This is a genomic window from Burkholderia territorii (assembly GCF_902833055.1).
GTDB lineage: Bacteria > Pseudomonadota > Gammaproteobacteria > Burkholderiales > Burkholderiaceae > Burkholderia > Burkholderia territorii.
This window is the reverse complement of the sequence record NZ_CADFEJ010000020.1, coordinates 66,067-81,234: the sequence shown is the minus strand read 5'-3', so window position 1 is coordinate 81,234 and position 15,168 is coordinate 66,067. Positions and strand designations below refer to the sequence as shown.

Below are 15,168 nucleotides of genomic sequence, written 5' to 3'. Positions count from 1 at the left end.
TACTCTTTTTTCAGCGACGGCCGTGATCGGCCGGAGGCCAGGCATGAAGCGATATGCGGTGCTCGCACAGACCATTGCCGATTCGATCCGGCGCGGCGACCTGCCGGCAGGCGCGCGCATCCCGACCGTGCGCTCGGCGTGCCGCGCCTACCGTGTAAGTCCTTCCACCGTGTTTCGCGCGTACTACACGCTCGAAAGCGAGGGCCTGATCGTCGCGCGCGCGCGCTCGGGCTATTTCGTCGCGAACGTCGACGACAAGCGCGTGCGCGCCGGTCACGACACACCGCGCAAACCCGCTGTGTCGCAGACCGCCGACGACGATGCGCTGTTCCGGCTGATCGACTCGCTCAAGCGCGACGACATCGTGCCGCTGGGTTCCGCGTTCGCCAGTTATTCGCTGTTTCCGATGAGCAGCCTGTGGCGATATGCGGCGACGGCGGCCCGCAACATGGATCGCGCGAAACTGCTGGCGGGCCTGCCGCCCGGCAACGAGGCGCTGCGTCGCCAGATTGCGCTGCGGTACCTGAACGCGGGCGCGTCGTTGCCGATGGAAGAAATCGTGATCACGACGGGCGCGGCGGAAGCGCTGACGCTGAGCCTGCAAGCGCTCACGCGCCCGGGCGACATCGTCGCGATCGAACGCCCGGCGTTCCCTGCGGTGCTGCAGGCGGTGCAGCGGCTGCATCTGAAGGCCATCGAGATTCCGGTCGACCCGCGCACCGGCCTCGATCTCGACGCGCTCGCCGAAGCGCTCGACACGCATCCGGTGCGTGCGTGCTGGTTCATGACCTCGTTCCACAACCCGACCGGCGCGACGCTGCCCGACGAACGCAAGCGCGCGCTGATCGAACTGCTCACGTCGCGCGAGGTGCCGTTGATCGAGGACGACGTGTTCGGCGAACTCCATTTCGGCCCGACGCCCACGCGCCCCGCGAAGCTGTATGACGACAACGGGCTCGTGCTCCATTGCGGTTCGTTCTCGAAGTGTCTCGCCCCCGGTTTCCGGGTCGGCTGGGTCGCGGCCGGACGTTACGTGAAGCAGATCAGGCAGGTGAAGAACGCGAGCGCGCCGGCGGCCGACGTGCCGGCGCAGATGGCCGTGTCCAGTTACCTGCGCGACGGTGCGTACGACCGCTTCCTGCGCAGGCTGCGGCGCAATCTGGCCGCCCACCAGGCGCAGATGCTCGCGGCCGTCCGCGCGTACTTCCCGGCCGACACGGAGGTCTATGCGCCGCGCGGCGGATATTTTCTGTGGATCGAATTGCCGCCGCACGTGGATGCGATGCAGTTGTTCGGCGACGCAATGGAGAACGGGGTCAGCCTCGCGCCCGGGCCGATCTTTTCGATGACGGGCGCCTTTCACCGCTATGTCCGGTTGAACTATGGCCGGCCGTGGACCCCTGCCGTCGAGGACGCGATGCAGACCATCGGAACGCTCGCCGGGCGGCAACAGCAGACGAGGTAGCAACGATCATGCAAGTCCTCCCTAACCGGAAAATCCGCCCGCGCGACACGCTGCGCGGCGCGCTGAACCTGCGTGCGGAGCCGCGCGATACCGTCAGCCAGCGCTGCCGGCAGTGCGGTTTCATGGCGTTCCGCGCCAGCGAGCAGTGCCCCGTCTGCGGACTGGGCGGCTGGCCGTTCGCGCCGCTGCGTCAAGCGCACGACGAAGCGCCCGCCACGCAGGCCGCGCCCCCGCACGACGCGCCACCCGTCCCGACGTGGTCGTCGCGTGTCGCGGCCGCGGTGCGAAGCGCGGCGGTCCAGCGGCCGCGCGCGTCGAGCGCGCCGCTGCTCAGCATCCTGACCCTCGTGATGCTGGTCGGCGGCTATGTGACGTATGACCGGACGTGCCGGGCGGATCCGGCCTGTCGCGGACCGGGCGCGCCGCGCACGGTGACGGCCGAGGCCAGCCCGCCCTCGGCCGCCCCGCTCACGATGACGCTGCCGGTCGGGCCCGCGCCCGTCCGGGCATTTCATCCGGCCGAGCGCGCGGCAGTCGACACCGCTCGGCTCGCGGACGCCGATGTCGACACCGCGACCGATCGACCGACCACGGCCGCTCAACGCGGCAATGCCGGCACGCCCCGACACGCGGCAGCACGCCCGACGACGACGCTCGCACGGCACGCACCGCCGGTTCACGAACCGAACAACGCGCGCGGCGGCGGCATTCGCGTCGCCGACTGGAAAGGCGGTGCCGCCGCGACGCGGCGCGGGCACGCGATACGCCGCGTAAGCGTGCATTCGCATCATCGGCACCGAGCCATGGCGAGCGGAGCCCAATTGGCGATGGTCTATCGCGGCCATTGAGCGCGGCACGTCGCGACTGCAGCCACGCGCACAACGAAAAACGGGCGGCACCGTCTCCGGTACCGCCCGCGTCATGCCGGTCGTTCGTGCGTCAGGCGGCCAGCAAGCCGTGCGGATCAATCACGAATTTGCGCGGCGCGCCGCCGTCGAACTTCTTGTAGCCTTCCGGCGCCTGGTCGAGCGAGATCACTTCGACGTTGACGATCTTCGCGATCGGCAGACGGTCGAACAGGATGGCCTGCATCAGGTTGCGGTTGTACTTGAGCACCGGCGTCTGGCCCGTGAAGAACGAGTGCGACTTCGCCCAGCCGAGACCGAATCGGATGCTCAGGCTGCCGTGCTGCGCGGCCTTGTCCTTCGCGCCCGGATCGTCCGTCACGTACAGGCCCGGGATACCGATCGCACCGGCCGGCCGCGTGATTTCCATCAGCGAGTTCAGCACCGTCGCGGGCGCCTCCTCGGCATGGCCCGACGACCCGTGGCCGTGCGCCTCGAAGCCGACGCAGTCGACCGCGCAGTCGATCTCCGGCACGCCGAGGATCTGCGCGATCTGCTCGCCGAGCGACGCGTCCTTCGACAGGTCGACCGTCTCGAAGCCCATCGCACGCGCGTGCGCGAGGCGTTCCGCGTTCATGTCGCCGACGATCGTCACCGCCGCGCCGAGCAGGCGCGCCGACGCCGCCGCCGCCATGCCGACCGGGCCCGCGCCCGCGATGTAGACCGTCGAGCCCGGCTTCACGCCCGCGCTCACCGCGCCGTGATAACCGGTCGGCAGAATGTCGGACAGGCAGGTCAGGTCGCGAATCTTCGCCATCGCCTGGTCGCGGTCCGGGAATTTCAGCAGGTTGAAGTCGGCGTACGGCACGAGCACGTACTCGGCCTGGCCGCCGATCCAGCCGCCCATGTCGACATAGCCGTAGGCACCGCCGGCGCGCGAAGGGTTCACGTTCAGGCACACGCCCGTATGCGTGTCCTTGCACATCGCGCAGCGGCCGCAGGCGACGTTGAACGGCACCGACACGAGATCGCCGATCTTCAGCGTTTCGACGTCCGGGCCCACTTCGACCACTTCGCCCGTGATCTCGTGACCGAGGACGAGGCCGATCGGCGCGGTCGTGCGGCCGCGCACCATGTGCTGGTCGGAGCCGCAGATGTTCGTGCTCACCACTTTCAGGATGACACCGTGGCCGATCGCGCGGCCGGTCGGATCGACCATTTTCGGATAATCGATCTTCTGAACTTCGACCTTGCCCGGCCCAAGATAGACGACACCTCGATTGCTGCTCATCGTATTGTCTCCATGTCTCGTTGGATCGCGCTGCCGCGCGCCGGCGGATGCGGCGCTACGCAACGTGCTGTTCGAGAGTAGTCCCGGAGGTGGGGGCGCCGTTGTCTCAAACGCGACACGCGTTTGAACGGTGCCGACATCGATGGCGCAAATGCGAAAGTCGGGCCGGCGGTGGCGACAGCAGCGCGCAATCGTGGAAGGCGCGGCGCACGTACGCGCGCGACCCGGCCGATCGGTGTGGTAGGCGCGATCGGCCGTTGCGGCCGTTGCGGCCGGTCGGGCGCGCGTTATGCGCCCTGGTTCTCGCGAATGATCGCGGCGGCAGCCGCTTCCGCGTCGCTCGCGACGCCGTCGTGCATGCGCGTGCTGACGGCCGGCGTCGGCGGCTCGCTGTCGAGCGCATGGCCGTCGCGGTTGCGCGTGTCGACCGTCGCACGCATCGACAGCCCGACCCGCAGCGGATGCGCGGCCAGATCGCGGGGATCGATCGCAATCACCACCGGCACCCGTTGCACGACCTTGATCCAGTTGCCGGCCGCGTTCTGCGAAGGCAGCATCGAAAACGCGCTGCCCGTGCCGGCCGAAAAGCCCTGCACGCGGCCGCGATAGGTCACGCGCGAGCCGTAGAGATCCGACACGACCTCGACCGGCTGGCCGACGCGCATGTGACGGATCTGCCCCTCCTTGAAGTTCGCCTCGATCCACAACCGGTTCAGCTGCACGATCGACATCAACGGCACGCCGGGCCCGACCTGCTGGCCGACCTGCACCGAACGCTGGCCGATCGTGCCGTCGACCGGCGCGACGATCGTCGTGCGCTTCAGGTTGCGGTAAGCGAGCTTGAATTGCGCGGCCGCCTGCACGACGGCCGGGTTTTCGTCGATGGGCAGCCTGGTGCCGAGCGCGCGCGCCGCATCGAGCTGCGCCCGTGCGGCCGCGAGGTTCGCCTGCGCGCCGGCGACCGCCGCGCGGGCCCGCGCGAGCTCTTCCGGCGCGACGATCTCGACCGATGCACCCGAGCGCGCGGCAAGCGCGCGCTGCGCGAGCGACAGGTCGGCCTGGCGCGCATTCACGGCCTCCACGTACATCGCGTTCGAGATCTTCGCGTTCGCGACCTGCCGCACGGCCTGCGCGAGTTGCGCCTTTGCCTGCGCGAACGCGACGGACGCCTCGGTATCGTCGAGACGCACCAGCGTCTGCCCGGCGCGCACGGCCTGCGTATCGGCGACCAGCACGTCGGTCACGGCGCCCGGAATCTGCGCGGCGACCTGCACGATGCTGCCCGCGACGTACGCGTCGTCGGTGTCCTCGTAATAGCGGTCGCGCAACAGCCAGAACGCGATCCAGACGAGCGCGGCCAGCAGCACGACCGCGAAGAACAGCGTGAAGCGCTTGCGGCGCGTCGCCCGGCGCGCATCGAGTGCGGGATCGCCCAGTGCGGCCGGCTGCGCCGCGGTATGAAGATTGTCGTGGTGCATCAGTCGCTTTGCGTAACGATCAGGCGGTCATGCTGGAACACGGGAATCGGCGCGGGATTCGCCACCGTGCGAAAGGGAACGGGAACGGAAACGGGAGCGCCGCGCGGCGGCGCGGCGGCGGCCGGCGTGCGTGCCGCGTCGTCGCGGCGTGCGGCCCCTGCATTCGATGCGGCGACGACCTGCGGCATGGTCGCGCCCTGCGCACGCATATCGGCCGACGGCTGCGCGATCGACTGGCTCGTGGTCGCGGCGGTGGTCGGTGCGGTCGCAGGTGCCGCGGCGGGCGCGGCAGCCGCCACGGGTGCGGCGCTCGAAGCGCCGCGCTTCGCCGCCCCGCTGCGCGCCCGATGCACGGCCGGCGCCTGTGCGAGCGTCGTGCCCGCGTCGAACCCGCCGCCCAGCGCGCCGATCAATCCGACACGCAGCGTCCGCTGCCGGCCGAGCAACGCGATCATCTGTACGCGCTCGTCGATCAGCGTGAGATCCGCGACATCGACGTCCTTCTGCATCAGCACGCCGCGCCGATGACGGTCGGCCGCAATCTCGACGATCTTTTGCGCGGCCGCGACCGCGTCCTGCTGCTGCGCGACGAGCGTCTGCGACGTACGCAGCGACGTGACGATCTGCGCGACCTGGCCGAGCGCGTCGTCGACGGTCTTGTTGTACAGACCGATCGCAACGTCGGCCTGCGCGACGTCCGCACCGAGCTTCGCTTTCAGCCGGCCGCGATCGAACACGGGCAGCGAGATCGCCGGGCCGACGGAACCGCCGAGCGCATCGCGCGAGAACAGCGACGCGGGCGTGAGCGCGAACACGCCGCCGAGCGCGACGAGATTCACGTCCGGATAGAACTGCGCGCGTGTCGAATCGGCATTCGCGAACGCGGCTTCGACACGCAGCCGCGCAGCGACGATGTCGGGCCGACGGCCCAGCAGATCAGCCGGCAGCCGCGCGGGCAGCGCGTCGCCGGTCAGCGCGCCGACGCGCGGCCGCTGCAGCGCGAGCCCGCGTTCCGGGCCGCGGCCCGACAGCACGCCGAGCTGCAGTTGCGCGAGCTTGATCTGCTCGTCGTTCAGCGCGATCTGCGCGAGCAGCTTGCTGCGCTTGATCGATGCATCGCTCGCGTCGTACGCGTTGTCGAGCCCGCGCGCGGTACGCTCGCGCAGCACGGTCGTCACGCGCTGGCTGACCTTCAGCTTCTGCTGCAGCAAATCCTGCGTCGCGTATGCCTGGTCGAGCTGGCAGTACACGGTCACGATCGCGACCGCCAGCGCGAGCCGCACCTGCTCCGCCTCGATCCGCGCGGCGTCCCGCAGCGACATCAGGCTCTTCGTGGCCGCGCGGTTCTTGCCCCACAGATCGAGCTGGTAGTTGAGCCCGACGAACACCGACGACGGCGATACGTTCGGATCCCCGAATATCTCCACCGGCACGCGATAGCCGCCGACCGACACATTCGCGACGTCGTCGCCGGGTTTCGGCATCCGCGCGCGGCTGACCGTTGCGCCGGCCGTGCCCGTGAGCCCCGTCAACGAATCGAACTGCTGAAGCTGCGCCTGCGCGATCCGCAGCCGTGCCTGCGCGACCTGCAGGTCGGGATTGTTTTGCGATGCCTCGGCGACCAGCGCGTCGAGCTGCGGATCCCGCAGTTGCCTGACCCAGTCGGGTGCGGGCCACGCGCCGTTCGCGCCAGGGCCGGTCGTTTGCACGAGCGCATCGTCGGCCGGTGCGCGCAACGACAGCGACGGCAGGAAGCCCGTCGGCACGCAGCCGCCCAATGCCATTGCCACGGCCGCCGCGCCGATCAATGCACCGCCCTTCACCCGGCGCGCCAGCGTTGCCGCATTGTCGTTCACACGCCGCATCGCTTCCCTCATCCCTGCTGGACGCGCTGCGCCCGTGCGGCCAGACGCGGCCGTGTGCGCTCGAGCGGACCGAGCCGGCCGAACAGGCCGTCCGCGATGCCGAACAGGATGCCGGCGAGCTTGTCTCGCTTGTCGCGCTCGACGAGCGCGATCTGCACGACCTGCCACACGGTCAGCAGGTTCGGCACGATCGCCACCGGAAAGCGCAGCCCGTACTGCATCCCGAGCTGCACCGCATTGCGCGCGCTGTAGTAGCGCCGTTGCCACGAGTGATTCATCGACGTCATTTCGAAAGGGCCGAACGCGTGACGCTGCTTCGTGCCGATCCGGTGCGGCAGCACCAGCGACGGCACGACGTAGAGCGGCACGTTGCGCGTGAGCGCGCGGAAGCTGTACTCGGTGTCGACGTGATCGATGAACAGCGTCTCGTCGAAGCGGCCGAGCACGTCGAATGCGGCGCGCGACACGACGCAGCCCGACGAGATCAGGAATGCACAGCGCTGCAATCGAGCATCGGGATCGACGCGCAGCCGTCGCAACGCGATTCCGTTGGTCGCCAGCTCGGGCAGGAAGCTGCGCGCGTTCTCGTCGAAGATGCGCGGGCCTGCGAGGAACGCGCGGCCCGCGAGGCCCGAGCACGCGTCGCGCATCGTCGCGAAGTAACCGGCCGGCACCGACGAGTCCTGGTCGAACAGCGCGACCGCGTCGACGCCGTCGCGAAACAGCGTCGCGAGCCCCGCGTTGTACGCGCCCGCGATGCCGCCGCGATTGCCGTGATGCAGCAGCGCGATGCCGTCGCGCGCGCACAGCTCGCGGGCGCGCGCATCGGGCTGCGGCGTGTTGTCGACGACGAGCAGCGCGTCGCACGCGTGCCGCCACGTGGCGAGCGCCGCGAGCTGCGCGTCGGTCGGGTGATACAGGATCACGAGTGCGCCGAGTGTCGTCATGCCGCTCTCCTCAATGTCCGAACGACGCTGCCGCGCCGCGCTTCGGCCGCGTGAGCCACATCATCGCGGCGAGCACGAGACACGTCATGCTTGCCATCCAGAACATGTCGCCCGTCGCCATCATGTACGCCTGCTGCATCACGACCTGGTGCAGCGTCGACAGCTCGCGCACACCGTCCACGCCCATCGCGTTGAGCGTGTGCACGAAGCGCTGCGTGTTCGCCGACGCGTGCGTGACCGATTGCGACACGACGTCGTAGTGATAGGTCGCGCGGTTGTCCCACAGTGTCACGCTCATCGCGGTGCCGAATGCGGCGGACAGCGTGCGCAGGAAGTTCGACAGGCTCGACGCGGCCGCGAGCCGGTCGTCCGGAATGCGCGACAGCGTCGCGGCGGTCAGCGGAATGAAGAAGCACGGCAGCCCGATTCCCTGGATCAGCCCGGGCGCGGCGATCTGCGCGAACGTCATCTTCAGCGTGAAATGCGCGTCCCATGCGAGCACGGCCGCGAACACGAGGAAGCCGAACGTCGCGAGCACACGCGCGTCGAAACGATGCGCGTGCAAACCGACGAGAATCGAGAACACCAGCGCGAGCACGCCGAGCGACGCGGTGGCGAGCCCCGCGTGAAACGCGTTGTAGCCCATCACCGCCTGCATCCATAGCGGAAACACGACGCCCACCACCGAGAAGCTCATCATGCCGAGCGAGATGATCAACACGCAGAACGAGAACGTACGGTCGCGAAACAGGCTCAGGTCGACGACCGGATGCGCTTCGCCCGCCTCCCAGATCAGCAGCGACACGATCGCGAGGGCCGCGACCACCGCGAGCGTGACGATCAGCGGCGAGTCGAACCAGCCCTTGTCGTGCCCGAGATCGAGCATCGCCTGCAGCGAACCGACGCCGATCACGAGCAGCACGATGCCCGGCACGTCGATCGGGCCGGCCGCGCCGCGCTGCGCATCGGGGCGCAGCATCGCGGTGCAGACCGCGAACGAGAACAGCCCGATCGGCAAATTGATCAGGAAGATCCACGGCCACGAGAAGCTGTCGACGATCCAGCCGCCGACCACCGGCCCGAAGATCGGCGCGAGCAGCACCGTCATCGCCCATAGCGCGAGCGCGACGGTACGCTTGTCCGGCGGGAACGTGCGCAACAGGATCGTCTGCGACAGCGGCACCATCGGCCCCGAGCACAGCCCCTGCAGCGCGCGACAGACCACCAGCACGTGCAGGTCGCGCGCGAGGCCGCAGAGCAGCGACGTCAGCGTGAACAGCAGCACCGCGCCGACGAACAACCGCAACTCGCCGACGCGCCGCGCGAGCCAGCCGGTCAGCGGCACGGCGATCGCGGCCGCGACCGAGTACGAGCTGATCACCCACGTGCCCTGGCTGTTCGAGACGCCGAGACTGCCCGAGATCGCTGGGACCGCGACGTTGGTGACGGTCGAGTCGAGCACTTCGATGAAGGTCGCGAGCGACAGCGCGAACGTCAGTAGCGCGAGCCGCGCGCCGCGCACCGGCCGCGCGACGGCTGCCGGTTCGCTCGCGTCGAAGGCGGCGGGCGTGTCCTGAAGCGGCGATGCCGTGCTCATGCGCCCGCCATCGCGACGCCGCGCGGCGTGATTGCGCGTCCGCGACTCGGCGCGAAGCGCTCGATGTAATCGGCGGCCGTCTCGCAGCCGTCCGGTGCCGCGTGGATCAGCGCACGCGTGCGTTCCGCGTGCACGGAGAATTCCGGTTCATCCAGCACGCGCGCGAGCGCCGCACCGAGACGCACGCCGTCGATCGCACCGTCGACGCGCACGCCGGCGCCGCTTGCCGCGACGCGCTGCGCGTTGTCGAACTGATCGTGAGCGAACGGCGTCACGACCTGCGGAATGCCCGCTTCGAACGCGAGTGCCGCCGTGCCGATCCCGCCGTGATGCACGAGCGCGCGGCAACGCGGCAGCAGCGTACGCATCGGCACGAAGCGGCGCACCAGAAGCCGTTCGCCCTCCGAAGCAACATCGTGCGGGCTCAGCAGGATGCCGCGCGCGCCGGTAGCGTGCAGCGCGCCCGCGACCGCGCGCGCATACGCGGCGTGATCGACCAGCGTCGACCCGGCGGTGAAGACCACCGGCGGCTCGCCGGCCGAGAGAAACGCATCGAGCGCACGATCTTCGTCGGCGGTCGCGATGTCGTTGAACAACGGAAAGCCGCTTTGCAGAACGCGCGCCGGCCAGTCGCGCTGTGCCGGGGCGAACCAGTCGGGAAACAGGCACAGCACGCCGTCCGTCGAATGCAGCCAGCGTCCGAGCACGCGCCGCGCGGGTGCGAGCCCGAGGTCGCGACGCACCGCGTCGAGCGCCGGCCCGCACACGCGGTCGAGCACCTGTCGCTCGATCAGCGTCATCAGCGCCGCCTTCACCGGCAGCGGCCAGCGCGCCGGAATCGTCAGGCGCGGATGCGTCGGCGGCACGTACGCGGACAGCAGCGTGGACGGCGACACCTGCACCGATACGTACGGCGTGCCGTGCAATTCCTGCATGAAGCGCGCCGAAAAGGCCCACAACGTGCCGACCAGCACGGTGTCGCGATCGGTCAGCGCGCGCAGCGTGTCGTAGTGCGGACGCAGCACCGGCGCGATCACCTGCCACAGCGTGCGGAACGACGTGCGCGGATTCCACAGCGCCGGGTTCCCCATTGCGGCCTCGTACTCGGCCGCGGTGCCGACCGGCACGAACGTGAAGCCGCAGCGGCGCACGGCGGCCTCGAACGGCGGATGCGTGCAGAACACGACGTCGTGGCCGCGCATCGCGAGCGCACGCGCGACGCCGAGCAGCGGATGCACGTCGCCCGCCGAGCCGATCGCGGTCACGATCACCTTCGCCATCGCGCGCCTCGCGGGAGTCAGTAGAAGCCGGGGATCAGCGCCGCGACTTCGCGGCGGTACTGCGTATACGCCTGCCCGAAATAGCCGGTGAGCCAGCTTTCCTCGACGCGCACCTTGTACGCGAGCGACGCGAACACGAGCGCGACGCCGAGCGCACCGCGCCATTCGCCGCCGATCAACGCGGCGCCGGCCAGCGCGATCAGGCAGCCGGTGTAGATCGGATGGCGCACGAGGCCGTACGGGCCGGTACGAACGAGTTCGTGGTTTTCCTTCAGCGTGACGGACACGCTCCAGTTCGTGCCGAGATGCAGCCGCGCCCACACGGAGAACAGCAGCCCCGCGACGAGCACCGCGAGCCCGCATTGCGCCTGCAGGCCGAAGCGCTGCCAGTCGGGTACGAGTGCCTGCCACGACGGATCGGGCAGGATGATGAGCGCGCCGCCGACGATCAGCGGAATCGACTGCAGCGTGCGCGAGCGCGACGCCTCCTTGCGCACGGTCGTCTTCACGGCCTGCGACGTCGCGATCCAGTAGACGAGCCACGCGGCCCAGGGAACGACGATGGCGATGGTCTGAACGATATTCACGGCTGGCCTGCCTCGTGTGGAAGAGAATTCGAATGTGCCCCGCGCGGATGTGCCCGGCGTGGACGCGCCCGGCGCGCGACGTGGCGGGTCATGACGACAGCGCCGCCATCGGCGCGGACACGCACGCGTGCGCGGCACCGAGCGCGATGCCGGTGGCGACGGGCGGCGTGTCGCAGAAGAAGTCGAGCAGCGTCGCGCGCGTGGATTCGCGCTGCGCGCGGCCTTCGATGTCGAGGAAATGGCCGGCGTCGGGAATCGTCGCGAAGCGCGCGCGCGACACGTGCGCGGCGAGCTGGCGGACGTCGGCCGGCGTCGTGTATTCGTCGCGCTCGCCGTTCACGAACAGCAGCTCGCAACCGATGTTCGAAAACTCGCTCAGGTAGCGCTCCGGCTGCAGTGCCAGGATCTGGTCGACGTGGAACGCGACCTGATCCTGCTCGTCGCGCGGCAGGCGCGTCAGATACCGGTAGTTGTACAGCTTCATGATGCGCGGCAAGTAACGGCCGACCGTATCGTTCAGCAGCTGCGCGGCCTTCAGGTTCTCGCCGGCCGCGATGTGGTCGCGGGCACGCGTCACGTAGTCGACCATCGCGTCGTTCAGGAACGGCGAGAACGAGCAGATCGCCGCGCGCCGCACGCTCGGGCACCCGCGCGCGAGCGCGAACAGCGACGCGACGCCGCCCCACGACACCGATACGAGGAACGCCGGTGCGAAGCGTTCGACCAGATACTGGAGGATCGCGGCCTCGTCGTCCTTGGTCAGGATGAAGCAGCCCGGGTTGTGCTGGCGCGACTGCCCCGCATACGGCAGGTCGAAGCAGATCGTGTTCATCCGCTCGCCGAGATACTGGACGGTCTGCCCGAACGACGCGGTCGTCGCGAGCGCGCCGTTGACGAGCATCGCCGTGTCGAAAGACGGATCGAACACGTTCCGTTCGACGTAGACCTTCAGACCATTCGGTAGCGGGACCACGTGTTTTTCGGTCGGCATCGTCGTTCTCCGGTGGATGCGGCGTCTCGGCGTCGCGGCATGCTGCAGGTGCGCAATGGCGGGCGCCGGCCCTGTCGCGATCATTCGCCGCGCCCATTGCCGACGCACCGCGGGAAAAATCCGCGGCGCCGATTAATTCCTGATGGTGCGGCGCCATACTAATACGGGCAATATTACTTACTCAAGTCATTCCAACGATTCCCTCTACTCCGCCGAGAATTCTTCCAATTCAAATATTTTTGGCCGTTTTTATGGTATGCGGAATCGACTTTCGGTCGCTGGCAATCGTTTGCGAGTCCGTCGCCACACATTCACAAACGCAGCATATTCCTTTTATATTCAATGATTTATCGAGTTTCAATCGATTGCTTGAAACGAATCTCCGAAAATTACCGACAACCGCAAGCGGAACCGGGATTCTCGGAGCACCGGAAATTTCACACAGATCCACATTCTTTCGATGCGTAATAAATCGAATCCGGAATTGCTCGCGACCATTGCACCGCTTTATCGGAGAATGTTTTAAACAAACTTAAAATTATTTAACCTCCTTTCAATTCGTTTTTCCGCACCTGCACAATCGCGATAGCGGACATCGAGCGCGGCCCCGGGCGTCACCTTCATCTCCAGACCCCGTTTTTTTATTGATTGAACGGTCAATAAAAAACCGCTAAGCTGTCGGCTTCCAGGAACGGCCCGTCCGGGCGAAGGGAGTCGCGATGCCGAAAGTCGGAATGCGGGAGATTCGTCGCGCGCAGTTGATCGACGCGACGCTGCGCTCGATCGACGAGGCCGGCCTGCCCGGCACGACGCTCGCATCGGTCGCACAACGCGCGAACATCTCGACGGGCATCGTCAGCCATTACTTCGGCGACAAGGACGGCCTGCTCGAAGCCACCATGCGCCACGTGCTGCGCGATCTGTGGGCGGCCACCACGCGCCGCCGCGTCGCGGCACGCAAGGACCCGCGTTCGCGGCTGCGCGCGATCGTCGCCGCGAACTTCGACGACACGCAGGTCAGCGCACCCGTGATGAAGACCTGGCTCGCGTTCTGGTCGCAGAGCATGCACGACGCGATGCTCAAGCGCCTGCAGCACGTGAACACCCGGCGCCTCCATTCGAACCTGTGCGCGGAATTCGCGAAGGCGCTGCCGCGTGCGAAGGCGCGGGAAGCCGCCAGCGGCCTCGCCGCGCTGATCGACGGCCTGTGGCTGCGCGGCGCCCTCGCCGGCGGCCCGATCGACACCCGGGCTGCCTTGAAGCTCGCCCACGATTACATCGACCTGCTGCTCGCGTCGGACTGACGCGTCACGCAGTCGCCCCTCAAGGAGATCCTCATGTCCGTATACGGTTTGCAGCGCCTCTACATCGGCGGCGGTTACGTCGACGCCACCAGCGGCAAGACTTTCGACACCTTCGATCCCGCCACCGGCGAACTGCTCGCGCAAGTGCAGCAGGCGAGCGCGGCCGACGTCGACCGCGCGGTCGCCTCGGCGCAGCAAGGCCAGCGCGAATGGGCCGCGATGACCGCGATGCAGCGCTCGCGCATCCTGCGCCGCGCGGTCGATCTGCTGCGCGAACGCAACGACGAACTCGCCGCGATCGAGACGCGCGACACCGGCAAGCCGATCGGCGAGACGCTCGCGGTCGACATCGTCACCGGCGCGGACGTCATCGAGTACTACGCGGGCCTCGCGACCGCGATCGAGGGGCTGCAGGTGCCGCTGCGCGCCGAGTCGTTCGTCTATACGCGCCGCGAGCCGCTCGGCGTGTGCGCGGGCATCGGCGCATGGAATTACCCGATCCAGATCGCGTGCTGGAAGACGGCACCCGCGCTCGCGGCCGGCAATGCGATGGTGTTCAAGCCGAGCGAAGTCACGCCGCTCACCGCGCTGAAGCTCGCGGAAATCTATACGGAAGCCGGCGTGCCGGCCGGCGTGTTCAACGTCGTGCAGGGCGACGGTTCGGTCGGCGCGCTGCTGACGGGCCATCCGGACATCGCGAAGGTGTCGTTCACCGGCGGCGTCGAGACCGGCAAGAAGGTGATGTCGCTGGCCGGCGCATCGTCGCTGAAGGAAGTGACGATGGAGCTCGGCGGCAAGTCGCCGCTGATCGTGTTCGACGATGCCGACCTCGACCGCGCCGCCGACATCGCGGTGACCGCCAACTTCTTCAGCTCGGGCCAGGTCTGCACCAACGGCACGCGCGTGTTCGTGCACCGCTCGGTCAAGGACGCGTTCACGCAGAAGGTGCTCGAACGCGTGAAGCGCATTCGCGTCGGCAAGCCGACCGATGCCGACACCAACTTCGGCCCGCTCGTATCGGCCGCGCAGCTCGACAAGGTGCTCGGCTTCATCGAGAGCGGCAAGGCCGAGGGCGCGAAGCTGCTCGCGGGCGGCACGCGCCTGACCGACGGCCACTTCGCCAACGGCCAGTACGTCGCGCCGACCGTGTTCGGCGACTGCCGCGACGACATGAAGATCGTCCGCGAAGAGATTTTCGGGCCGGTGATGAGCATCCTCGATTTCGAATCGGAAGACGAAGTGATCGCCCGCGCGAACGACACGCACTACGGCCTCGCGGCCGGCGTCGTGACCGAGACCCTGTCGCGCGCGCACCGCACGATCCATCGCCTCGAAGCCGGCATCTGCTGGATCAACACGTGGGGCGAATCGCCGGCCGAGATGCCGGTTGGCGGATACAAGCAATCCGGTGTCGGACGCGAGAACGGCATCACGACGCTCGAGCACTACACTCGCATCAAGTCGGTACAGGTCGAGCTCGGCCGCTACAACCCGGTGTTTTGAGAACGACAGGAGATA

Annotated in this window: 12 protein-coding genes; 4 read left to right on the top strand and 8 right to left on the bottom strand. The window is 68.3% G+C overall.

Annotation, left to right across the window (positions count from 1 at the left end):
• Nucleotides 1–43 precede the first annotated feature (43 nt).
• Complete coding sequence (locus HW466_RS26060; protein WP_060347951.1) at nucleotides 44–1,465, top strand: aminotransferase-like domain-containing protein; 1,422 nt, start codon at nucleotides 44–46, stop codon at nucleotides 1,463–1,465.
• Nucleotides 1,466–1,473: 8 nt separating this feature from the next.
• Complete coding sequence (locus tag HW466_RS26055) at nucleotides 1,474–2,313, top strand: ATP-dependent serine protease (protein ID WP_174906067.1); 840 nt, start codon at nucleotides 1,474–1,476, stop codon at nucleotides 2,311–2,313.
• 91 nt (nucleotides 2,314–2,404) lie between these two features.
• Here the strand turns inward: HW466_RS26055 and fdhA are convergent, their stop codons facing one another.
• The 8 genes from fdhA to HW466_RS26015 all read right to left on the bottom strand — a co-directional run bounded on the left by fdhA (nucleotide 2,405) and on the right by HW466_RS26015 (nucleotide 12,346).
• Nucleotides 2,405–3,601: a formaldehyde dehydrogenase, glutathione-independent gene (gene fdhA, locus HW466_RS26050; RefSeq protein WP_059451765.1), complete on the bottom strand. Its 1,197-nt coding sequence runs from the start codon at nucleotides 3,599–3,601 to the stop codon at nucleotides 2,405–2,407.
• A gap of 287 nt (nucleotides 3,602–3,888) precedes the next feature.
• Nucleotides 3,889–5,079: an HlyD/EmrA/EmrK family protein gene (locus tag HW466_RS26045; RefSeq protein ID WP_174906068.1), complete on the bottom strand. Its 1,191-nt coding sequence runs from the start codon at nucleotides 5,077–5,079 to the stop codon at nucleotides 3,889–3,891.
• Nucleotides 5,079–6,863 carry an efflux transporter outer membrane subunit gene (locus HW466_RS26040; RefSeq protein ID WP_420908225.1) on the bottom strand — a complete coding sequence of 595 codons (1,785 nt, stop codon included), beginning with the start codon at nucleotides 6,861–6,863 and terminating at the stop codon, nucleotides 5,079–5,081. Before HW466_RS26040 ends, HW466_RS26045 begins: the two co-directional genes overlap by 1 nt.
• A gap of 89 nt (nucleotides 6,864–6,952) precedes the next feature.
• On the bottom strand, nucleotides 6,953–7,891 hold the full coding sequence (locus HW466_RS26035) for a glycosyltransferase family 2 protein (protein ID WP_174905951.1): 939 nt from the start codon (nucleotides 7,889–7,891) through the stop codon (nucleotides 6,953–6,955).
• Between the two features lie 10 nt (nucleotides 7,892–7,901).
• Nucleotides 7,902–9,488: a DHA2 family efflux MFS transporter permease subunit gene (locus HW466_RS26030; RefSeq protein WP_059504228.1), complete on the bottom strand. Its 1,587-nt coding sequence runs from the start codon at nucleotides 9,486–9,488 to the stop codon at nucleotides 7,902–7,904.
• A complete protein-coding gene (locus HW466_RS26025) occupies nucleotides 9,485–10,768 on the bottom strand; it encodes a glycosyltransferase (RefSeq protein WP_174905952.1) in 1,284 nt (427 codons plus the stop codon). Before HW466_RS26025 ends, HW466_RS26030 begins: the two co-directional genes overlap by 4 nt.
• A gap of 17 nt (nucleotides 10,769–10,785) precedes the next feature.
• The gene (locus HW466_RS26020; RefSeq protein WP_059451771.1) at nucleotides 10,786–11,355 is read right to left on the bottom strand and encodes a methyltransferase family protein; all 570 of its coding nucleotides are present in this window, start codon (nucleotides 11,353–11,355) and stop codon (nucleotides 10,786–10,788) included.
• A gap of 88 nt (nucleotides 11,356–11,443) precedes the next feature.
• Nucleotides 11,444–12,346: an alpha/beta fold hydrolase gene (locus HW466_RS26015; RefSeq protein ID WP_059544478.1), complete on the bottom strand. Its 903-nt coding sequence runs from the start codon at nucleotides 12,344–12,346 to the stop codon at nucleotides 11,444–11,446.
• Between the two features lie 719 nt (nucleotides 12,347–13,065).
• Between HW466_RS26015 and betI the strand changes: the two genes are divergently transcribed.
• Nucleotides 13,066–13,650 carry a transcriptional regulator BetI gene (gene betI, locus HW466_RS26010; RefSeq protein ID WP_059466864.1) on the top strand — a complete coding sequence of 195 codons (585 nt, stop codon included), beginning with the start codon at nucleotides 13,066–13,068 and terminating at the stop codon, nucleotides 13,648–13,650.
• A 33-nt stretch (nucleotides 13,651–13,683) separates the two neighbouring features.
• Nucleotides 13,684–15,153, top strand: coding sequence for a betaine-aldehyde dehydrogenase (betB, locus tag HW466_RS26005; protein ID WP_151003931.1), 1,470 nt, complete (start codon nucleotides 13,684–13,686; stop codon nucleotides 15,151–15,153).
• Nucleotides 15,154–15,168: the final 15 nt, after the last annotated feature.